The organism is Xanthobacter aminoxidans (assembly GCF_023571765.1).
GTDB lineage: Bacteria > Pseudomonadota > Alphaproteobacteria > Rhizobiales > Xanthobacteraceae > Xanthobacter > Xanthobacter aminoxidans.
In genome coordinates this window covers 181,209-200,939 of sequence record NZ_JAMJXC010000006.1, presented here as the reverse complement: position 1 = coordinate 200,939, position 19,731 = coordinate 181,209, and the positions used below count along the sequence as shown (strand labels likewise).

The 19,731-nt window shown below is 65.7% G+C and carries 18 protein-coding genes and 1 pseudogene; 7 read left to right on the top strand and 12 right to left on the bottom strand.

From position 1 onward, the window contains the following. The first annotated feature begins 12 nt into the window (after positions 1 to 12). Genes EJ105_RS12090 through EJ105_RS12080 form a run of 3 tightly spaced genes read left to right on the top strand, consistent with a single transcriptional unit; the run spans position 13 to position 3,173 of the window. Positions 13 to 774 carry an N-acyl homoserine lactonase family protein gene (locus EJ105_RS12090; RefSeq protein WP_250166524.1) on the top strand — a complete coding sequence of 254 codons (762 nt, stop codon included), beginning with the start codon at positions 13 to 15 and terminating at the stop codon, positions 772 to 774. Positions 775 to 831: 57 nt separating this feature from the next. Then, a complete protein-coding gene (locus EJ105_RS12085) occupies positions 832 to 1,584 on the top strand; it encodes an SDR family NAD(P)-dependent oxidoreductase (protein ID WP_250166523.1) in 753 nt (250 codons plus the stop codon). A gap of 44 nt (positions 1,585 to 1,628) precedes the next feature. Further along, a complete protein-coding gene (locus tag EJ105_RS12080) occupies positions 1,629 to 3,173 on the top strand; it encodes a class I adenylate-forming enzyme family protein (RefSeq protein WP_250166522.1) in 1,545 nt (514 codons plus the stop codon). 435 nt (positions 3,174 to 3,608) lie between these two features. Here the strand turns inward: EJ105_RS12080 and EJ105_RS12075 are convergent, their stop codons facing one another. The 3 genes from EJ105_RS12075 to EJ105_RS12065 are packed head-to-tail and all read right to left on the bottom strand — an operon-like array spanning position 3,609 to position 7,356. Further along, positions 3,609 to 5,993, bottom strand: coding sequence for a xanthine dehydrogenase family protein molybdopterin-binding subunit (locus EJ105_RS12075; RefSeq protein WP_250166521.1), 2,385 nt, complete (start codon positions 5,991 to 5,993; stop codon positions 3,609 to 3,611). Further along, positions 5,990 to 6,472, bottom strand: coding sequence for a (2Fe-2S)-binding protein (locus EJ105_RS12070; RefSeq protein ID WP_250166520.1), 483 nt, complete (start codon positions 6,470 to 6,472; stop codon positions 5,990 to 5,992). The genes EJ105_RS12075 and EJ105_RS12070 overlap by 4 nt, the downstream gene beginning before the upstream one ends. After that, positions 6,469 to 7,356, bottom strand: coding sequence for an FAD binding domain-containing protein (locus EJ105_RS12065; RefSeq protein WP_250166519.1), 888 nt, complete (start codon positions 7,354 to 7,356; stop codon positions 6,469 to 6,471). Before EJ105_RS12065 ends, EJ105_RS12070 begins: the two co-directional genes overlap by 4 nt. Positions 7,357 to 7,479: 123 nt before the next feature. On the opposite strand from EJ105_RS12065, the gene EJ105_RS12060 reads away from it, so the two are divergent. The 3 genes from EJ105_RS12060 to EJ105_RS12050 are packed head-to-tail and all read left to right on the top strand — an operon-like array spanning position 7,480 to position 10,996. Then, positions 7,480 to 8,610 (top strand): zinc-dependent alcohol dehydrogenase family protein, encoded by a 1,131-nt coding sequence (locus EJ105_RS12060; protein WP_250166518.1) that lies wholly within the window; start codon positions 7,480 to 7,482, stop codon positions 8,608 to 8,610. A 10-nt stretch (positions 8,611 to 8,620) separates the two neighbouring features. Next, positions 8,621 to 10,114 (top strand): NAD-dependent succinate-semialdehyde dehydrogenase, encoded by a 1,494-nt coding sequence (locus EJ105_RS12055; RefSeq protein WP_250166517.1) that lies wholly within the window; start codon positions 8,621 to 8,623, stop codon positions 10,112 to 10,114. A gap of 21 nt (positions 10,115 to 10,135) precedes the next feature. After that, positions 10,136 to 10,996, top strand: a complete 861-nt coding sequence (locus EJ105_RS12050) for an SRPBCC family protein (RefSeq protein WP_250166516.1) — start codon at positions 10,136 to 10,138, stop codon at positions 10,994 to 10,996. Positions 10,997 to 11,107: 111 nt separating this feature from the next. On the opposite strand, the gene EJ105_RS28095 is transcribed toward EJ105_RS12050, so the two are convergent. Continuing rightward, complete coding sequence (locus tag EJ105_RS28095) at positions 11,108 to 11,260, bottom strand: hypothetical protein (protein ID WP_394007876.1); 153 nt, start codon at positions 11,258 to 11,260, stop codon at positions 11,108 to 11,110. A gap of 34 nt (positions 11,261 to 11,294) precedes the next feature. Here EJ105_RS28095 and EJ105_RS12045 point away from each other — a divergent pair. Further along, positions 11,295 to 11,714 (top strand): annotated as a pseudogene (locus EJ105_RS12045) (integrase core domain-containing protein); the annotation flags it as partial. A 6-nt stretch (positions 11,715 to 11,720) separates the two neighbouring features. On the opposite strand, the gene EJ105_RS12040 reads toward EJ105_RS12045, so the two are convergent. The 8 genes from EJ105_RS12040 to EJ105_RS12005 form a co-directional block, all read right to left on the bottom strand. Further along, positions 11,721 to 12,713 carry an aldo/keto reductase gene (locus EJ105_RS12040; RefSeq protein ID WP_250166515.1) on the bottom strand — a complete coding sequence of 331 codons (993 nt, stop codon included), beginning with the start codon at positions 12,711 to 12,713 and terminating at the stop codon, positions 11,721 to 11,723. A 35-nt stretch (positions 12,714 to 12,748) separates the two neighbouring features. Next, positions 12,749 to 14,140, bottom strand: a complete 1,392-nt coding sequence (locus EJ105_RS12035) for an NAD-dependent succinate-semialdehyde dehydrogenase (protein ID WP_250166514.1) — start codon at positions 14,138 to 14,140, stop codon at positions 12,749 to 12,751. A gap of 104 nt (positions 14,141 to 14,244) precedes the next feature. Continuing rightward, positions 14,245 to 15,012, bottom strand: a complete 768-nt coding sequence (locus tag EJ105_RS12030) for an SDR family oxidoreductase (protein ID WP_250166513.1) — start codon at positions 15,010 to 15,012, stop codon at positions 14,245 to 14,247. 31 nt (positions 15,013 to 15,043) lie between these two features. After that, on the bottom strand, positions 15,044 to 15,880 hold the full coding sequence (locus EJ105_RS12025; RefSeq protein WP_250166512.1) for an oxidoreductase: 837 nt from the start codon (positions 15,878 to 15,880) through the stop codon (positions 15,044 to 15,046). Positions 15,881 to 15,925: 45 nt separating this feature from the next. Beyond that, positions 15,926 to 16,666: an SDR family oxidoreductase gene (locus EJ105_RS12020; RefSeq protein ID WP_250166511.1), complete on the bottom strand. Its 741-nt coding sequence runs from the start codon at positions 16,664 to 16,666 to the stop codon at positions 15,926 to 15,928. 117 nt (positions 16,667 to 16,783) lie between these two features. Then, positions 16,784 to 16,978: an SDR family NAD(P)-dependent oxidoreductase gene (locus tag EJ105_RS12015; protein ID WP_250166510.1), complete on the bottom strand. Its 195-nt coding sequence runs from the start codon at positions 16,976 to 16,978 to the stop codon at positions 16,784 to 16,786. 49 nt (positions 16,979 to 17,027) lie between these two features. Beyond that, positions 17,028 to 18,017, bottom strand: a complete 990-nt coding sequence (locus EJ105_RS12010) for an aldo/keto reductase (protein ID WP_250166509.1) — start codon at positions 18,015 to 18,017, stop codon at positions 17,028 to 17,030. Between the two features lie 15 nt (positions 18,018 to 18,032). Next, positions 18,033 to 19,511, bottom strand: coding sequence for an MFS transporter (locus EJ105_RS12005; RefSeq protein ID WP_250166508.1), 1,479 nt, complete (start codon positions 19,509 to 19,511; stop codon positions 18,033 to 18,035). Between the last annotated feature and the right edge of the window lie 220 nt (positions 19,512 to 19,731).

The following is a 19,731-nucleotide window of genomic DNA, read 5'->3' as shown; positions in this document are numbered from 1 at the left end:
GGAGATCACGCCATGAAGATGCATGTCCTGAACGGCGGGCGGCTGCGGATGAAGAGGCACGTCTACCAGCCCGACGCCGACCGCGCCGAGACCATCGAGCTGCCGGTGTCCTCGTTCCTGCTGCGCCATGGCCAGGGCAACGTGCTGTTCGACACCGGCTGCAACCCGGCCGTGGTCACCGATGCGGAGGGCCGCTGGGGCGGGGTGGCGCGGGCCATGACGCCCATCATGGGTCCCGACGACAACGTGGTGTCGCAGCTCGCCTGCGTCGGCCTCGCGCCGGATGACATCGACGTGGTCATCTGCTCCCACTTCCATCCCGACCATTGCGGTTGCAACGGCTTCTTCCGCAAGGCGACGGTGGTGGTGCACGCGCTGGAGCTCGCCGCCGCCAAGGCCGAGAACGCCCAGGCCGCCGGCTACCTCCGGGTGGAGTGGGACCAGCCCAACCCCCTGGAGCTGATCGAGGGGGAGAAGGACCTGTTCGGCGACGGCCGCATCACACTCATCCCGCTGCCGGGGCACACGCCGGGGCTCACCGGGGCGCTGGTGACGCTGGATCGCGACGGGGCCTTCCTGCTCGCCTCGGACGCGGTGAGCCTCAGGTCCAGCCTCGACGCCGGCGTGGTGCCCAAGAACACCTGGAACGTGGAGCAGCACGTGAAGACCATCGCCGAGATCCACCGGATCGAGGCGGCAGGCGCCGCCGTCCTGTGCGGCCACGACGACGCGCAATATGCAAGCCTGCGCAAGGGGGCCGACGCCTACGAATAGGTCGCGGCGCCCGCTTTCTCCTCCGATATCCCACATCTGGCACGAGGCACGATTTCCATGGATCTGAACCTGAAGGGCAAGGTGGCCCTCGTCACCGGCGGCGCGCGCGACGTGGGCCGGGAAATCTCCCTGGCGCTGGCCGGCGAGGGCGCGGCGGTGGCGGTGAACTACCGCAACTCCGCCGAGGAGGCGCAGGCGGTGGTGGACGAGATCACCGCCCGCGGCGGCCGCGCCAGGGCCTACAAGGCGGACGTGGCGGATCTGGCCGAGGTGAAGACCATGGTGGACGCGGTGGCGGCCGATTTCGGCGGCCTCGACATCGTCGTCAACAATGCCGGCCTCGCCATCCGCCAGAAGTTCACCGACAGCACCCAGAAGGAATGGAAGAGCCAGATCGACACCTGCCTTTATGGCGCCATCCACCTGGCGCACGCGGCGGTGCCCTATCTGGAGAAGAGCGGCGACGGGCGGCTCATCGCGGTGGTGGGGGACTCGTCCCGCGTGGGCGAATCGGGCCTTGCCATCGTCGCCGCCGCGCGCGCCGGGGTGATCGCGCTGATGAAGTCGCTGGCGCGCGAGCTCGGCCGCTCCGGCGTCACCGCCAACACCATCTCGCTGGGCCTCATCGAGACCGCCCACGACAAGGCCTGGGTGGAGGCCAACCGCGACAAGCTGACGAAATTCTATCCCCTGCGCCGCCTCGGCCAGCCCGAGGACATCGCCCCCGCGGTGGCGCTGCTCGCCTCGCCGAAGGGCTCGTGGATCACCGGGCAGGTGCTCTCCATCTCCGGCGGCTTCTGCATGGTGTGAACGAAGCCGCGCCCCAGAACGCGGCATCGATATCGGAGGAACAGATGCTCAAGGCGGATCTCATTGCTCCGGTATCGGAGCTGTTGCGGCGCCACGCGGTGGAGCGAGGCACGAAGGTCGCCTTCCGCGACGCCCAACGCCATGTCACCTACGCCGAGCTGGAACGGCGCACGGCGAACCTCGCCGGGCACTTCGCCAACCTAGGTGTCGGCCCCGGCGATCGGGTCGCAATCTTCCTGCCTAACTCCGTCGCCTGGGTGGAATCTTGTCTCGCCATCGTCCGGGCTGGCGCGGTCGCTGTTCCCATCAGCGCGGAGGCGAGCGCGAGCGAGATCTCCTACCGTCTCTCCGATGCGGCGTGCCGGATCGTGATCACCACCACCTCGCACGCAGGTATGGTGGAAGGCCTGCGCTCGGAGGCGCCCAGCGTCGTTGATATCCTGGTGGTGGATGCTCCATCGGATGATGTCGGGAGCTTCGCCGCTCTGGCCGACATGCCGGCGGCTTCGCCCCCGCGCGATCCCGTGGACATCGATGCGGCATCCTTCATCATCTATACGTCCGGCACCACGGGCCGGGCCAAGGGCGTGCTGCTCTCCTGTCGCAGCATGCTCTGGGTGACGGCGGTCTGCTGGGCTCCGGTGGTGGGGCTGAGCGCGGAGGACACGGTGCTCTCACCCTTGCCACTTTTCCATTCCTATGCCCTCAGTTTCTCGGTGTTGTCCATCGTCGCCACCGGGGCGAGCGAATATATCCTCGAGAAATACTCGACCCGTGAGGCGACACGGCTCTTGGAGAGCGGCGAGTTCTCCGTCCTTCCCGGCGTGCCGACCATTTTCCATTATCTCATGGAGGCGGCGCAGGCCGAGGGGCGAAAGACCCTGCCAGGCATCAGGGTGTGCGTGTCAGCGGGCGCCATCATGCCGGCGGCGCTCAATTCCACGTTCGAGGGGGCCTTCGGAGTGCCACTGCTCGATGGCTACGGCATCACTGAGACTTCGACCATGGTGACCATGAATGCGGCGTCCTCTTCCCGGGTCATGGGATCGTGCGGCCTGCCCCTGCCGGGCGTCGCCCTGCGTATCGTAGATCCTGTTAGCCTGCGCGACCTCGAACCGGGCGAGGAAGGCGAGTTGATCGTGCGCGGGCCGAACGTGATGCTCGGCTACCACAACCAACCGGAGGAGACCGCGAAGGCCCTGCGCAACGGTTGGTACCATACGGGCGACCTGGCCAAGGCGGATCGTAACGGCTTCGTCACCATCACCGGCCGGCTCAAGGAGCTGATCATCCGAGGCGGGCAGAATATCGCACCGGCGGAGATCGAGGAGGTGGTGCTCGCCTTCGCCAGCGTGCTGGACTGCGCGGTGGCCGGTATCCCCCATCCCCAGCTCGGCGAGGTCCCGGCGCTCTACGTGGTAGCGCGGGATGCGAGCTTCGACGATCAGGCGCTGATCGAGCACTGCCGCCTGCACCTGTCCTCCTACAAGGTGCCGCACGTGGTTCATCAGGTGGACGAGATTCCCCGCACCGGGTCCGGCAAGATCATCCGCTTCCGCTTGAAGGAGATGGCGCAACCGCAAATCTAGAGCGCACCTGGGCAGTATTCGATTGCGTACGGGCATCCCGATCAGCGCACGGCGAGGGTCACATCCCACCTCTTGCGCTCTGCCCTGGCGAGTGCAGCGCAGTATATCGCTCGAGATTGAGGGCGGGCAATCAGGTTGAATGCCGGGAGGAGTCTCGCATTGAGAAAGCTTGACGGGACCTGGCATCGGATTCGCGGACCCGCAGGTCTCTTCTCCGGTGCCAGGAGCGCGCCTGATATAGCCACGTCGATTCTCGCCGAGATCATGCAGATTGAACGCAGTGCCAACGCCACCACCTTGAATCTACTTGACAACACGTCTTTCCAACTCGTTGGCGACAGAACCCAACTACGCTGATTGGCCTGCTTCAAACTCAGCGGCAGTTATGGTCCAGGCTCTTGATCGAACTGATGGCCATGGAAGGAGCCGGCGCCGTCAAGCCTTCCTGATGGTGCGGGCGTCCTCCACCATGCGGAAGATGCGCTCTGGCGTCACCGGTAACGTGTCCACCTCGACGCCAAGGTGGGAGAGCGCGTCAGACACCGCATTGGCGATAGCCGCCGGCGCGCCGATGGTCCCGCCTTCGCCCATGCCGCGAAACCCGCCAATATTGTTCGGCAGCTCCGCTTCGATATGGACGATGCCGATGTCCGGCACGTTGGTCGCCACCGGGACGAGATAGTCGGCGAGACTCGCGGTCAGGAGTTGTCCATCCGCATCGTGCACCACCTCCTCCAGAAGCGCCGCGCCGATGCCCTGCGCCACCGCGCCGTGCACCTGACCGTCGACGATCAGCGGGTTGATAATGCGGCCGCAATCTTCGGCCACCACGAAGCGCGTCACCGTGACGCCATAGGTGCCGGGATCGATCTCCACCATAGCGAGATGGGTGGAGGAGCAGGCTGTGCCGAGATAGGGGTCGTAGGTCTCGGAGGCGACGAGGTCTTCGCGCTGGTCGTGGGGAATGCGCCCCATCTGCGCATAAACCGCGTGCGCCAGCTCCTTGAAGGTCATGGTGGCGTTGGAGGAGGAGGCCCGGATAACGCCGCCTTCGGCCACCAAATCCTCTATTGGCACAGCCATCAGGTAGGCGGCCGCCTTCAGCACCTTGGCCTTCACCACGCGCGCCGTCTTCGTGGCCGCGCCGCCGCCGAGCACGGCGGAACGGCTGGCATAGGTGCCGGTGCCCATGGGCACAAGGGCGCTGTCGCCATGCTGGATCTCCACATCCTCCATGCGGCAGCCGAGCTCGTCGGCGACAACCTGGGCGAGGGTCGTCTCCAGCCCCTGCCCGTGGGAGGAGATGCCGAACGCCGCCGTGACCGCGCCAGTGGCGTCGATGCGGATGGTGGAGGTCTCGGTCCCGGTATTGATTGGCATCCCCGGGGCCACGGCGATGCGCGAACCGATGCCGGTCAGCTCCGCATAGCTCGCAAGGCCAATGCCCACCCACCGGCCCTCGGCGCGCGCCGCATCACGCGCCCTGAGCAAGGCGGGGTAGTCGGCGAGGTCACAGGCGCCTTCGAGGCATTCCTGGAAAGCGGAACGGTCCCAGATGATGCCGGAGCCGGTGCGGTATGGGAACTCCTCGGCCCGGACAAGGTTACGGCGGCGGATCTCCACCGGGTCCATGCCCAGCTTGCGAGCCGCCATCTCGATGAGGCGCTCCATGGCGAAGGTGGAGGACGGCCGCCCCACGCCGCGATAGGGACCGGTCGGCGGCTTCGGCGTGAGCACGCCGCGCACCCGCCCGCGATAATGCTCAATGCGGTAGGGGCCGGGCAGGAAGCTCACGACCTGAACCGGTTCCAGCGCCCCGGTCCAGGGGTAGATGGAGTAGGCGCCGATGTCGCCGATCACATCCGCCTTGAGCCCGAGCAGGCGCCCGTCCGCATCCACCGCCAGCTCCGCCTCGATCAGCTCGTCGAAGGCCTGGCTCATGGCGGTGAGGTCCTCCATGCGGTCGGCGACGAACTTCACCGGCCGCTCCAGCTTGCGCGCCAGCACGCAGACGAGCATCTCCTCGTGGTTCAGCGAGCCCTTGCCGCCGAAGCTGCCGCCCACGTCCGGCGCCACCACCCGCATCCGGTTGCCGGGCAGATCGAGGCAGCCCGAGAGCACATCCCTGATGATGCCGGGAATGTTGGTGGAGGAGTGGAGCGTGAGCGCCTGCCGCCGCCGGTCCCACTCCGCAAGGTAGGATCGGCCCTCCATGGGCATAGGCGTCTTGCGCGTCATGCGGAAGCGACCCTTCACCACCACCGCGGCGTCCGCGAGGACCTTTTCCACATCGCCGCGTGCAAATTCGCGGGCGATGATGACATTGGTGCCCGCCTCGTCGTGGAGGAGCGGCGCATCGTCCGCCACCGCGTCCACCTGGCGGATGGCAAACGGGAGGGGCTCATAATCGACCGAGATGTGCTCCAGCGCATCCTCGGCGGCGTAGCGGCTTTCCGCCACCACCGCGATCATCGGTTCGCCCACGTAGCGCACCTTGCCCTCGGCAAGGGGGCGGATGGGGGTGGCGTAGTAGCCCTTCATCCGGGACGTGGGAACGGCCGACCGGAAATCCCCCTTTATGTCGCCCGCGTCGAAGATGGCAACGACGCCCGGAATCGCAAAGGCTTCGCCCACATTGATGGCGCGGATCCGAGCATGGGGATGGTCGCTGCGCATCACGGCGAGGTGCAGGAGGCCCGCTGGAGCGATGTCGTCCACATAGCGCCCGCTGCCGGTCAGGAGGCGGGGATCCTCGGTGCGCTTGATGCGCTGGCCCACGAGCTTAGGGCGCATCTCCACGGAAGCGTCAATGGCGCTCATTTCAACGGCCCCCTCTCCCGTGCCAATTCCCGCACGGCATTGACGATGTGCTCGTAGCCCGTGCAACGGCAGATGTTTCCCGAAAGTGCCTCGCGAATGTCCTCATCGTTTTCGAGGCTGTGATGGCGCAGCATGTCGGTGATGGTCATCAGGAAGCCGGGAGTGCAGAAGCCGCACTGCAGGCCATGATGGTCCCGGAAGGCCTGCTGCACACGGCCCAGCTCCCCGATGCGGCCGAGTCCCTCCACGGTCTCGATATTCGCGCCGTCCGCCTGGATGGCCAGGGTCAGGCAGGAACGTGCGCTGCGCCCGTCGAGCAGGATGGTGCAGGCGCCGCACACGCCGTGTTCGCAGCCCACATGGGTGCCTGTCAGGCCGAGCTCGTGGCGCAGGAAATCGCTGAGTAGAAGGCGCGCATCGACCGTGCGGGTGCAACTCAGCCCGTTGACGGTTACGGTGATCCTGGCCTCGGCGCTCATGCAGCAATCTCCACCGACGTCTGCCGGGTGCGGCTCCATGCGTCCCCGAGCGCGCGGCGGGCGAGGACGGCCGCGAGATGGCGACGGTAGTCGGACGAAGCGTTGAGATCCGAATTCGGATCGATCGACATCTTGAGAGCTTCGATGGCTTCGTCGAGCGCGGCCCTCGTGACCTCCCGACCTTCGAGAGCGGCTTCCACATCCAACAACCTCAGGGGCGTGTCGCCGACCCCCATCATGGCGACGCGGACGTTGCGGGCCTGGCCATCCCGCCGCTCCATCAGCACCGCGATGGCGGCGAGCGCATAGTCGCCGTGGCGGCGCGCGAACTCCTCGAAACCCCACCCGCTGCCTTCAGCAGGCACTGCGATCTCGATGCTGGTGGCCATCTCGTCCGGCTCCAGCGCAGTCACGAGCGAGCCGACGAAGAAGTCCCGTGCCGGCAAGGCGCGTGATCCCCGTGGCGAGGCCGTATGAATGGTGCCGTCCAGCAACACCGTCATCATCGGCATCTCGGCGGCGGGATCGGCATGGCAGACGCTGCCGCAGAAGGTCCCACGGTTGCGCACGGTGAGGTGCGCCACATGCTTCATGGCGTGATGCAGCACGGGGATGTGCCGGACCACGAGCGCGTCCTCCGCCGTCATGCGGTGTCGCACCAGCGCGCCGACATGGAGCCTGTCGCCCCGGTGTTCGATGCGGTCGAGCTCCGCAATATGGTTGATGTCCACCAGCACCGAGGGCTTCACCAGCCGGAAGTTCATCATGGGCATCAGGCTTTGGCCGCCCGCGAGAACCTTTCCGTCACCGCCAGCGTCGGCCAGCACCTCCACCGCATGGGCAATGCTCTCGGCGCGGACATAGTCGAACCGGGCGGGCTTCATACGATCATTTCCGGCATGTGCGTTTCCGCTCCCTAGTGACTTGTATAAATAGACTATGATAGAGCATGTCAAGCTGCCGAGGTCCCACTGCAAGCGGGCCGGATGATGGAGGAGCACCAGGCGATGAAAATCAAAGCCGCCGTCTTGCGGGACATGGGCGCGCAGATGCCCTACGCGGAAACCCAGCCGCTTCGCATCGAAGAGGTGGAGCTCGATCCGCCGGGACGCGACGAAGTGCTGGTGAAGATCGCCGCGGCGGGTCTGTGTCATTCGGACCTGTCCGTCATCAACGGCAGCCGCCCGCGTCCCATGCCCATGGCCATCGGCCATGAAGCCGCCGGCGTCGTGGTGGAGGTGGGCAAGGGCGTCGATGACCTCAAGCCGGGCGACCACGTCGTCATGGTGTTCATGCCCAGCTGTGGCCATTGCCAGCCTTGCTCGCAGGGCCGCCCGGCCCTGTGCGAGCCCGGCGCGGCCGCCAACGGCAAGGGCGAGCTGCTCACCGGGGCCACTCGCCTGCACGAGGGCGAGGAGGTGATTCACCACCATCTGGGTTGCTCGGCCTTTGCGGAATATGCCGTGGTCTCCCGTCGCTCATTGGTTCAGATAGACAAGGATATACCTCTGTCCATCGGCGCCCTGTTCGGCTGTGCGGTCCTCACCGGGGTCGGCGCGGTGGTGAACACCGCGCGGGTGCAGGCGGGCGAAACCGTGGCGGTCATCGGCCTCGGCGGCGTCGGCCTCGCGGCGGTGCTGGGTGCGTTGGCGGCCGGGGCGGCGCGCGTCGTGGCGGTGGATCTGTCACCGGACAAGCTCGCGCTCGCCAAGGACCTCGGGGCGACGGGCGTGGTGGACGCACGCGCGCCCGATGCCATTGAGCAGGTCAAGGCGCTCACCGGCGGCGGGGCGGACTTCGCCTTCGAGTTCGCCGGCTCGGCACGGGCGCTGGAGAATGCCTATCGCATGACCAGGCGCGGCGGCACTACCGTGACCGCCGGCCTGCCACCGCCCGATGCAACGCTTCCCGTGAATATCGTGAGCCTCGTGGCGGAGGAGCGCACGGTGAAGGGCAGCTATATCGGCACCTGCGTGCCGGTGCGAGACGTGCCCCGCTACATCGAGCTCTACAAGGCCGGCCGCCTCCCGGTGGATCGCCTCATGAGCGGCCGCATCGCGCTCGACCAGATCAATGAAGGCTTCGACCGGCTGCACGACGGCTCCGTGGTGCGCCTCGTGGTCAATTTTGAAGGCTGAGGACGGCTCCATGACCGACGACAACCCCGCGCCCGCCTTTCTCGGGCTCAAGGACCCGTCCCTCTTCCGCCAAGCAAATCTGATCGGCGGCGAATGGATCTCGGCCACCAGTGGCGTCACTATCCCCGTCACCAATCCGGCGGACGGCGCCGTGCTAGGCTGCGTCCCGGCCCTATCGCGGGCCGAGGTCGCCAGCGCCGTCGCGGCGGCCCACGCCGCGCAGAAGGGCTGGCGCGCGAAGACCGGCAAGGAACGCGCCGCTGTGCTCCGGCGCCTGTTCGACCTCATGATGGCGAACCAGGACGACCTCGCCCGCATTATGACCGCCGAGCAGGGCAAGCCCTTTGCCGAAGCCAAGGGCGAGATCGCCTACGCAGCAGCTTTCATCGAATGGTTCGCGGAGGAGGCCAAGCGCGTCTATGGCGACACCATCCCCGCGCCGCTCCCGGGCCGGCGCATCATCGTGCAGAAGGAGGCCATCGGCGTTTTCGCCGCCATCACCCCATGGAACTTCCCGTCGGCCATGATCACGCGCAAGGCGGGGCCAGGCTGGGCTGCGGGCTGTACCGGCGTCATCCGTCCTGCGAGCGAAACGCCCTTCTCCGCGCTCGCCCTCGGCGTGCTGGCGGAGCGGGCGGGGCTGCCGCCGGGCGTGTGCAACGTCGTCACCGGCCCCTCGTCCGAGACCGGCAAGGAGCTGTGCGAGAACCCATTGGTGCGCAAGCTTTCCTTCACCGGATCGACGCGCGTGGGTTCCATCCTGCTCGCTCAGTGCGCGCCCACAGTGAAGAAGACCAGCATGGAGCTGGGCGGCAACGCGCCCTTCATTGTGTTCGACGATGCCGATCTCGATGCGGCGGTGGTGGGAGCCATGGCCTCCAAGTATCGCAACACCGGGCAGACCTGCGTCTGCGCCAACCGCTTCCTGGTGCAGGCGAGAGTCTATGACGCATTCGCGGAGAAGCTCGCGGCTGCCGTGCAGCAGCTGACGGTGGGCAACGGCATGGGGGAGGGCGTCACCCAGGGACCGCTGATCAATGCCACCGCCGTGGCGAAGGTGGAGGAGCACATCGCCGACGCCTTGGCGCGCGGGGCCCGCGTCGTCGTCGGGGGCAAGCCCCATGTACTCGGCCACGGCTTCTTCGAACCCACCGTTCTCGCCGATGTGCCGACGAGCGCGCTCATCTTCTCGGAGGAGACCTTCGGTCCCGTCGCGCCCCTCATCCGCTTCGAGACGGAGGAGGAGGCCATCGCACTGGCCAATGCCACCGAGTTCGGCCTCGCCGCCTATTTCTACAGTCGCGACGTCGGTCGCATCTTCCGCGTGGCCGCGGCCATCGAGGCCGGCATCGTCGGCATCAACGAAGGGCTGATTTCCACCGAGGTTGCGCCCTTCGGCGGAGTGAAGTCCTCCGGGCTCGGCCGCGAGGGCTCGAAATACGGCATCGAGGACTATCTCGAGATCAAATACCTCTGCCTCGGCGGTATCGACGATCCGGCCTGACGCGCAACGAGAGACACGCACATGGACATGAATGGCGAGCAGCGTATCCCAGCCGCGCAAGACCTGGTCTGGCGGGCGCTCAACGATCCAGAGATCCTGAAGGTCTGCATTCCAGGCTGCCAGGAACTGGTAAAATCCTCCGACACGCAGATGAGCGCGACTGTCGTACTGAAGGTCGGGCCGGTCAGCGCGCGCTTCGAGGGCGCGGTGACGCTCTCCGACCTCGACCCGCCCAACAGCTACCGCATCAGCGGCGAAGGCCAGGGCGGCATGGCGGGCTTTGCCAAGGGTGAGGCCGTTGTACGGCTGGAGGCGGACGGCAACGACACGATCCTGCGCTACGAGGTGAATGCCCAGGTTGGCGGAAAGCTTGCCCAGCTCGGGGCGCGCCTCATCGACGCCACCGCGAAGCAGATGTCGGCCGCCTTCTTCCGGCGCTTCGCGGAGGAGATCTCGGCCCAGCATGCCGGGCATTCGCAGCAGGCAAAAGAAATGGGAGAAGGGGCTACGGAACGGGTGGATGCATCTGCTCCATCGGCTGCCGCTCCCAGACCGGGGCATCGCCGAGCCCGTCCTGCTCCGTCACCGGCGGAGGTCACTCCGGATGCCTTCAGGCATCTGAAGCTGGTCGGCATCGGCCTGCTCGCCGCCGCGGCCGGATTGGCCTGGTATCTGTTCGGCGGGGCCTTATCCGGCATCGCATCCCGAAGCGGTGTGGGAACGCCCATCTCCGCCGATTTTGCGAGCGCCGTGCTTCTCATTATGGTGGCCGCCATCGGTTATCTGTTCGGCCGGCTGAACAGACACACGGACCGCACCGTCCTCATTGATCGCGATCTGATCGATGCGCTCGCGACCGCAAGGGCTGAGCGGCGCACATAGGGGCAACTGCTGATCGATCAGGAAAGGACGAAGCCACCGTCAATCGTCAGGGCAGAGCCGGTGACATAGGCGGCGCCGGAGCGGAGCCAGAGGGCGCCGTGTCCGACCTCTTCAGCCAAGCCCGGGGCCGCCCAGCAAGGACGCATGCCTGGTGCCCGTTTCGTAGTTGGCTGTCCTTCGCTGCTGCTGGTCGCCGATCATCGGCGTCTGTATCGTCCCCGGGAGAACGGCGTTTACCCGGAGATTGTCCCTGCCAAAGTCCAGCGCCGCATTGCGCGTGAGCCCGAGAACACCGTGCTTGGCCGCCGTTCCCTACAGGATCGAGATCGTTCTGACCGACAACAGCATCCAGTTCGCCGACCTGCCGAAGAACCGTTCCGACCCGACCGCCATGTGGCGCGGGCATCCCTTTGATCGCGCCTGTCAGGCTCATGGCATCGAACACCGGCTGACAAAGCCAAAGCATCCCTAGACCAACGGGCAGGTCGAGTGGATGAACCGCACCATCAACGAGGCGACCGTCAAACGCTTCCACTATGACGGCCACGAACAGCTTCGAGCCCATCTCGAAAGCTACGTTGCCGCCTACAACTTTGCCCGGCGCCTCAAGACCCTGAAGGGGCTCTCACCCTACGAATTCATCTGCAAACGATGGACAATCGAACCCGAGCGATTCATCATCAATCCAATCCACCAAATGCCGGGACTAAACACCTAGCGCTAATCAGTGCCCGCTCATCTTCAGGACGGCTTCGGGAAGGCGCTCGCCCTGAACCTCGATCTTCGACGCCTCTGCATCGATCTCGGCGAGATCATCGGCCGTCAGGTCCAAATCGACCGCACAGAGGTTTTCCTCGAGACGGGTCAGCTTGGTGGTGCCGGGGATCGGCACGATCCAGGGCTTCTGCGCGAGCAGCCAGGCGAGAGCCACCTGCGCCGGCGTCGCGCCTTTGCGGCCCGCGACGCCCTTGATGACATCGACCAGGGCGAGGTTGGCCTTGCGGGCCTCCGGCGAGAAGCGCGGCACGAAATTGCGGAAATCGGTCGGATCGAACTTCGTGTTCTCGTCGATCTTGCCGGTCAGGAAGCCAGCGCCGAGCGGGCTGAAGGGGACAAAACCAATTCCAAGCTCTTCGAGCGTCGGGAGCAACTCGGCTTCCGGCCCCCGCCAGAATAGCGAATACTCGCTTTGAACGGCAGTGATCGGCTGGACGGCATGGGCGCGGCGGATGGTCTTCACGCCGGCCTCGGACAGGCCGAAATGCTTGACCTTGCCCTCTGCGATCAGTTCCTTAACGGCGCCGGCGACGTCCTCGATCGGCACGGCGAGATCGACGCGGTGCTGGTAAAACAGGTCGATGCGGTCGGTCCTGAGGCGCTTCAGCGCGGCCTCTGCCACCGCCTTGATATGTGCGGGGCGACTGTTGGTTCCCCCCGTGCGCGCGCCGGTTTCCAGGTCGATGTCGAAGCCGAACTTGGTGGCGATGATCACCTTGTCGCGGATCGGCTGAAGGGCCTCGCCGACCAGCTCCTCGTTGGCAAAGGGACCGTAGGCCTCGGCCGTGTCGAAGAGAGTGACGCCGCGGTCATGGGCGTCGCGGATAAGCTTGATCATCTCGCTCTTGTCGCCCGCCGGTCCATAGACCCCCGTCATGCCCATGCAGCCGAGGCCGAGGGCCGACACCTCAAGACTGTTTCCCAGCTTTCTCGTTTTCATTGGTTTTCTCCGTTCGTTTGATCAGCGTGCGCGGATCAGAAATGGGCGTCGATATCAACCACGTCGATCAGCTTGTGATTGACGAATTCCTTGAGGCCGAGGTCGATCAGTTCGCGCCCGTAGCCCGAACGGTGGATGCCGCCGAACGGCAGGTCGGCCTCGACCTTGGTCGGGTGGTTGACGAACACCATGCCGGTGGAGACGCGCGCCGCCACGGCGGCGCCATGGGCGGGGTTCGAGGTGAAGACCGAACCGCCCAGGCCGAAGGGGGAGTCGTTGGCAATCCGAACCGCGTCCTCCTCGTCCCTGGCGCGGAACAGCATGGAGACCGGGCCGAAGAACTCCCAATGTCGCGCGGGATTGTCGTCACCGAGGCCGGTCAGAAAAGTCGGCTGAACGAAGGCGCCCTGATTGGGAACGGCGGGACCGACGTCCTCGGCCCTGGCGCCGAACTCGACGGCACGCCGGATCTGATCCCTCACGTCCTCGGCGGCCTTCTGCGAGGACAGTGGCGCCAGCGTCGTCGTCGGATCGAACGGATCGCCCGCCACCAGTCCAGAGACGCCCTTGCGGTACTGGTCCACGAAGGCATCAAAGACCTCGTCGACGATGATCAGCCGCTTGGACGAGCAGCAGACCTGCCCGCCGTTCCAGTGGCGGCCGAACACCGCCCAGTCGACGGTCTTCTTCAGATCCGCGTCAGCGAGCACGATGAAGGCGTCGGCACCACCCAGTTCCATGGTGGATTTCTTTAAGGCCTGTCCGGCCTGGGCCGCGACCACCGAGCCCGCTGCTTCGGAGCCGGTGAGCGCCACGCCGTGGACGCGCGGGTCGTTGATGATCGTCTCGATCTGCGAGCGGGTGGCGTAGAGGTTGATGAAGGCGCCATCGGGCAAGCCGGCTTCCCGCATCAGCTTCTCGAAGGCGGCGGCGCTTTGCGGCACGTTGGAGGCGTGCTTCAGCAAGAGCGTATTCCCGACCGAGAGCTGTGGCGCGAGGATGCGGGCGATCTGATAATAGGGGAAATTCCACGGCTCGATCGCCAGCAGCACGCCGAGGGGCTCGTGCACGATTGTCGCCTCGCCTTCATCAGGGTCGAGGACGGGCAATTTCTGAGGCTTGAGGAACGCTTCGGCGTGGCGGACATAATATTCGAGGATCTTGGCGGACAGCTCGACCTCCGCCTTCGCCTCGGCGGTGATCTTGCCCATTTCGAGCGTCAGCAGCTTCGCATAGCCATCGGCGTCGGCGCGCAGCAGATCGGCCGCCTTTTGCAGGATGCGCCCGCGGTCGGCGAAGCGCGTCCGGCGCCAGCCCAGGAAGGCGTTATGTGCCCGGCCGATGGCGGCCTCGACCTCCGCGTCGGTCGCGTTGGGGAAGGTGGCAAGGGTTTCGCCGGTGTATGGATTGATGGTTGCATAAGCCATGGTCTTCTTTCCTTTCGAGGGCACCGCGTTCGCTGCGGTGTCGTGACGGACCGGAGGGTGCGGCGCATCGAGACGCAACGGCCCATCCGGGCGGGAGTGAATGGTCAGCCTGCTGGTGGACCGTGTTCGAACAGCGCTTCGAGATCTGCGCGTACCGATGGCGGTTCGCCATCGACCGGCATGTTCGCCATGTCGTGCGCGCCGTCGATCGCGCCGCGCGGATCGGCGTCGAGAGGCGCGAAGAGCGCGTCGAAATCGTCCGGTTCGGGGCCGGTTTCCGCGATCAGCTCGAAGGTTTTGCGGTTTGCCGCCTCCGAGCGAAGGCTGCGCACCAGCACCTCGGCAATCTGGTGCCGCGCGACGACGCCGTCCCGCGGCGTGCCGGACTGGCGGCGGTCGCCCTGCAGCAGGACAAGCCGATGCTGATCGGGCGCATTATAGTCGAACCAGCCGGGCCGGACGATGGTATAGGCCATGCCGCTGACACGGATCAGCCGTTCCCCGCGCCGCTTCCAGTCGTGCGCGCCCTTGCGATCGGTCACGCCGATCGCCGTCATCAACGCGATGCGGACCTTGCGGCCGCGCAGGGCGGAAAGCACGTTGCGCACGGCGCCATAGTCGACCGCCTCCGAGCCGGGCGGGCGGCCGTTCGAGCCATGCGTGAAGACGACGGCATCGATGCCGTCGACCGCTGCCCCGAGCGTGTCGGCGCGGGTCAGGTCGCCGACGACCGTATCGACGCCCTGCGGGAACTGCCGGCCCCGCCTTTCGTCGCGCACCAGCGCGCGCACCGTATGGCCCTCGCGAAGGGCCACGGCGACGACATGGCGTCCGATGCTGCCGGTGGCGCCGACGACCAGAAGTTCACTCATCGGGATCTACCTCCGCTTCTATCGCCGTCGTCTATTCGGAGGCCGGGAAATCGGTGCGGACGCTCACGTTCGTCCAGTCCTGGATTTCCTTGAGCTGAGCCTCGACCTCCGCGCTGACGATCTGGACCGCGTCGCTGCCGAGCAACAGCCGCACCGGCAGTTTCTCTCTGCCCATCACCTCGATAAGGAGGTGGGCCGCCCGTGCCGGATCGCCGGGTTGGGTGCCATGGGTTTTGTCGTTCTCCTTGCGGCGAGGACCGGCGGTGCGGTCATAGTCGGCGATTGCCGTCGCGGCTCCGTGCAGGGACCGTCCGGCAAATTCGGTCCGGAACGCGCCCGGCTCGACGATCAGCACTCTAATTCCGAGCGGCTCGACTTCGCGGCGCAGCGCGTCGGAGAGCCCCTCCAGGGCGTACTTGGTCGCCGAATAATAGGCCGATCCCGGCATCGCCAGCCGGGCCGCGATCGAGCTGATGTTGACGATGGCGCCGCTGCGGCGCGCCCGCATCCCAGGAAGCACCGCCTTGATCATCGACACGGCGCCGAAGAAGTTGGTGGCGAAGAGTTCGGTGACTTGGTCGTCTTCACCCTCCTCGACCGCGGCGCGATAGCCGTGACCCGCATTGTTGACGAGCACGTCAATGCCGCCGAACCTGTCCTCGGTCAGCCGGACTACGCTCTGGACCGCATCCTTGTCGGTGACGTCGAGCGCGGCCGCCAGTGCGGCCTTGGGGTGGGCGGCGACGATATCCTGCACCGTCGCGGGATTGCGCGCCGTGACCACGGCATTGAAGCCAGCCTCGAGAACGGCGTGCGCCAGGTTGCGCCCCAATCCGCTCGAACAGCCCGTGATAAGCCAGGTCTTCATGATCGTCTCTCCTTTGTCAGATGCGGCCGCATGCCGATGTCCTTCTCAAAGCTCCTGGCTCGTCGGACGGAACAGGATTTCCGAGATGTCGACGTTCTCCGGCTGGCTCATGGCGAAGAGGACGCAGCGGGCGAAGCTGTCAGCGGGGATGGCGTACTCATGATAGAAGCCGGCGATGGCCTCGGAGACGCCCGGAGCCCCGACCGATGCGGGCAGTTCGGTGTCCACCGCTCCCGGCGACAGGATGGTGGTGCGGATGTTGTAGGGCTTGACCTCCTTGCGCAGCGCCTCCGAGATCACGCGGACCGAATACTTCGTCGCCGAATAGATGGCGCCGCCCGCACTGATCGTATGGCCCGCGACCGAGGAGACGTTGATGAACTGGCCGCTCTTCTGTTCCTTGAAGTAGGGCAGCGCCGCCGCGATGCCCCAGAGCACGCCCTTGATGTTCACGTCGATGCATTGATCCCATTCGTCGAAGCGCATCAGCTCCAGCGGCGCCAACGGCATGATCCCGGCGTTGTTGATCATGACGTCGATCTTGCCCTGCGTCTTCACGGCGTGGGCGACGAAGGCCTTGACCTGGTCCCGGTCGGTCACATCGACCTTGAAGACGGCGTCCTCGCCAAGTCCCAACTCCTTGGCCAGTGCCTCCAGCCGGTCCTGGCGCCGCGCGCCCAGCACCACCTTCGCCCCTTCGCGCACCAGATGGCGGGCGGTCTCCGCGCCCAGGCCACTCGACGCGCCGGTGATGACCACCACCTTGCCTGCGATGTTCTCGGTCATTGTATTTGTCCTTGTTCGATATCCATTCGAGAGCCGGCGGCGGCCAAGCGCTGAGCCGGAAAGCTCTCGCGCTGAATGGCGACGGCCGCCGTCCAGGCCAAGTCAGGTCAGGTCAGGTCAGGTCAGGTCAGGGTGAACCCGCCATCGACGGTGAGGGCCGTGCCGGTGACGTAGGGCCTCGCCGCGTTCGCCATTGCGATTCGCCAGCACCAGGCGGGCGCCGGCATTGGCGAACAGCCGGGCGGCGGCCTCGCCGATCCCACTGCCCGCGCCGGTGATGATGATCGATTTGTCTGCAAGAGTTCCGGTCATTTCCGCCTCTCGGATTGAACGCGCGATGCGGACGCAGCGCCATTACGGATCATCGGCCAGCACGGGCTTTGAGATCGGCGGGGTAACGGTCGCCCTGCACAGTGATCGTCGAGAGCGCTTCCTCGATCCTCGTGAGATCGCCCTCCGTCAGCTCAACCGAGGCCGCGCCGATATTCTCTTCCAGGCGGTGCAGCTTGGTGGTGCCGGGGATCGGCACGATCCAGGGCTTCCGTGCCAGAAGCCATGCGAGCGCGACCTGTGCCGAGGTGACGCCCTTGTCGCCCGCGATGCGCCCGAGCTCGTCGACCAGGGCTTGGTTGGCCTTGCGCGCTTCGGTCGTGAACCGCGGCACGATGTTACGGAAATCGTCACTGGCGAACTGCGTTTCCGCGCTGATCGCGCCGGTGAGGAAGCCCTTGCCGAGCGGGCTGAACGGCACGAAGCCGATGCCGAGTTCCTCAAGCGTGGGCAGAACCTCCTTCTCGGGCTCACGCCACCACATGGAATATTCGCTTTGCAGCGCGGTGACTGGCTGCACCGCATGGGCGCGTCGGATCGTGTGCACGCCGGCCTCGGACAGCCCGAAATGCTTCACCTTGCCGGCCGCGATCAGATCCTTGACGGTGCCCGCGACATCCTCGATCGGGACGTCCGGATCAACGCGATGCTGGTAGAACAGATCGATGCGATCGGTCCTCAGGCGCTTCAGGCAGGCGTCGACCACCTTCCGGAGATGATCCGGCTTGCTGTTGAGGATCTGTTGCTTTCCGTCGTCGCCGAAGGTGAAGCCGAACTTGGTGGCGATCACCACCTGATCGCGGAATGGTTCAAGCGCCGCACCGACGAGATCCTCGTTGGTGAAGGGGCCATAGACTTCGGCAGTGTCGAAGAAGGTGACGCCGAGATCGAAGGCCCTTCGGATCAGCGCGATGCCGTCCTTCTCGACAACGGGCGGCCCGTAGCCGTGGCTGAGACCCATGCACCCGAGGCCGAGAGCGGAGACCTCAAGACCGCTGTTTCCGAGCTGGCGCTTTTGCATTTCAAGCTCCTTGTTTCAGGCTGCTTCGACGACGCATGCGGCCTCGTCTGCCGGGCTGGTTGCGGCCGCCTCGTCCTGTTCGCTGTCTGGCGGGAAGCCGGCTTTGCGGGGAAGCACGATCGCAACGAGCACGACCAGGAAGGAGATGGCGAGCATCACGGTCGCGGCGTCGAACGCCATCGAGACCCGATAGGCCATGAGATCGCGCCCCGTCAGATTGCCGGAGCCGATCGCGGCCGCGGCGACGAGCACACTGAGGCCGACCGAGCTGCCGAGTTGGTGGGCCACATTGACCGCACCGGAAGCAGCGCCCGCGTGCGTGTGATGAACGCCAACGACGCCCGCGGACGTCAGGGGGCTGAGCGTCAGGCCCTGGCTGATGCCGATCAGCAGCATGGGGAGGGCGAGCGAGAGCACATAGCCGGAATCCGCCGATGCGCGGCTGAGCCAGGCCATCGCAACAATACCTATGGGCATTCCAACAACGAGAAGCGTGTTCGGGTTGAAGCGGCGAACAAGTCGGGGCACCGCGATGGCGAGCGGGAAATGCAGGATCGTGGCCGGCACGAACGCGATGCCCGTCAAGGCAGGACCATAGCCAACGACCTCCTGCAGGTAGAGCGTGGTGAAGAAAAAGAAGCCCACCATCGCCCCGATGTAGAGGACACGGGCGGCGTAGGCGCCCGAGCGCTCGCGGCTCGAGAAGAGCCACAAAGGCAGGATCGGCTGCTTGGCGCGCCGCTCGATAAGAGCGAAGAGCGCGAGCAGGACGACGGCCACGACCAGCGTTGCGAGCGTGACGGGATCGCCCCAGCCGGAATGAGCCGAGCGGATGAAGCCGTAAACCAAGGCGCTCATACCGGCGGTCGATGTCAGCGCCCCGAAGAAATCGAACTTTCCCGAATGGCGTGCCGTCTCATGGATATGGGCGCGCGCCGCCAGGATCAGGCCGACACCGATCGGCAGGTTGATGTAGAAGCCCATGCGCCAGGACACCCAATCCGCGAGGACGCCGCCCAGCACGAGGCCGACCGTGGCCGAGAGACCGGCCGCGGCGGCGTAGTAGGAGATGGCGCGGGTCCGCTCATGGCCCTCCGGAAAATTGGTTTGCAAAAGGGCAAGCGTCGAAGGCGCCAGCACGGCGGCGCCGATGCCCTGGATCGCCCTCCACGCCAGCATCCAGCCGGCGGATTGGGAGACACCGATGGCGAGCGAGGCCAAGGTGAAAATCGCAAGACCGATGACGAACATCCGGCGTCGGCCGAGAATGTCGCCCGCGCGCGCCCCGAGCAGCAGGAAACCGCCGAAGGTCAGCGTGTAGGCGCTCGAAACCCAGGCAAGATCCGACTGGGAAAAGCCGAGCTGATGCTGGATCTTGGGTAGCCCGGTCAGGACGACCGAGATGTCGAGCACGATCATCACGTAGCTGATGAGAATGATGGCCAGGATCGCGTTTCTATTGACGGCTGGCGCGGACGACGAGGAGACGGTCATCGTTACATGGCCCGCGGCGCTAAGACATACTGTGCATTGATACAATGCTGAATGTCCGTCGCCTGGCGCTGAAACAAAACTGTTTCCAATGCGCAATAGAACTCCGACCTGTCACGAAACACATAACAGTCGTTTATCAATGATTTTGATGCTGGCCGAATATCAATAATCTTTACAGACATTTGGCAACTACCTCGTGCCTCAGGCTGCCTGTTTCCTT

Bases quoted from the DNA above. Each gene is read 5' to 3' on its own strand.
- EJ105_RS12090 (WP_250166524.1), top strand. From the start codon at position 13: ATGAAGATGCATGTCCTGAACGGCGGGCGGCTGCGGATGAAGAGGCAC.
- EJ105_RS12085 (WP_250166523.1), top strand. From the start codon at position 832: ATGGATCTGAACCTGAAGGGCAAGGTGGCCCTCGTCACCGGCGGCGCG.
- EJ105_RS12005 (WP_250166508.1), bottom strand. From the start codon at position 19,511: ATGACCGTCTCCTCGTCGTCCGCGCCAGCCGTCAATAGAAACGCGATC.
- EJ105_RS12075 (WP_250166521.1), bottom strand. From the start codon at position 5,993: ATGAGCGCCATTGACGCTTCCGTGGAGATGCGCCCTAAGCTCGTGGGC.
- EJ105_RS12060 (WP_250166518.1), top strand. From the start codon at position 7,480: ATGAAAATCAAAGCCGCCGTCTTGCGGGACATGGGCGCGCAGATGCCC.
- EJ105_RS12080 (WP_250166522.1), top strand. From the start codon at position 1,629: ATGCTCAAGGCGGATCTCATTGCTCCGGTATCGGAGCTGTTGCGGCGC.
- EJ105_RS12035 (WP_250166514.1), bottom strand. From the start codon at position 14,140: ATGGCTTATGCAACCATCAATCCATACACCGGCGAAACCCTTGCCACC.
- EJ105_RS12050 (WP_250166516.1), top strand. From the start codon at position 10,136: ATGGACATGAATGGCGAGCAGCGTATCCCAGCCGCGCAAGACCTGGTC.
- EJ105_RS12070 (WP_250166520.1), bottom strand. From the start codon at position 6,472: ATGAGCGCCGAGGCCAGGATCACCGTAACCGTCAACGGGCTGAGTTGC.
- EJ105_RS12030 (WP_250166513.1), bottom strand. From the start codon at position 15,012: ATGAGTGAACTTCTGGTCGTCGGCGCCACCGGCAGCATCGGACGCCAT.
- EJ105_RS12065 (WP_250166519.1), bottom strand. From the start codon at position 7,356: ATGAAGCCCGCCCGGTTCGACTATGTCCGCGCCGAGAGCATTGCCCAT.
- EJ105_RS12010 (WP_250166509.1), bottom strand. From the start codon at position 18,017: ATGCAAAAGCGCCAGCTCGGAAACAGCGGTCTTGAGGTCTCCGCTCTC.
- EJ105_RS12020 (WP_250166511.1), bottom strand. From the start codon at position 16,666: ATGACCGAGAACATCGCAGGCAAGGTGGTGGTCATCACCGGCGCGTCG.
- EJ105_RS12040 (WP_250166515.1), bottom strand. From the start codon at position 12,713: ATGAAAACGAGAAAGCTGGGAAACAGTCTTGAGGTGTCGGCCCTCGGC.
- EJ105_RS12055 (WP_250166517.1), top strand. From the start codon at position 8,621: ATGACCGACGACAACCCCGCGCCCGCCTTTCTCGGGCTCAAGGACCCG.
- EJ105_RS12025 (WP_250166512.1), bottom strand. From the start codon at position 15,880: ATGAAGACCTGGCTTATCACGGGCTGTTCGAGCGGATTGGGGCGCAAC.
- EJ105_RS12015 (WP_250166510.1), bottom strand. From the start codon at position 16,978: ATGACCGGAACTCTTGCAGACAAATCGATCATCATCACCGGCGCGGGC.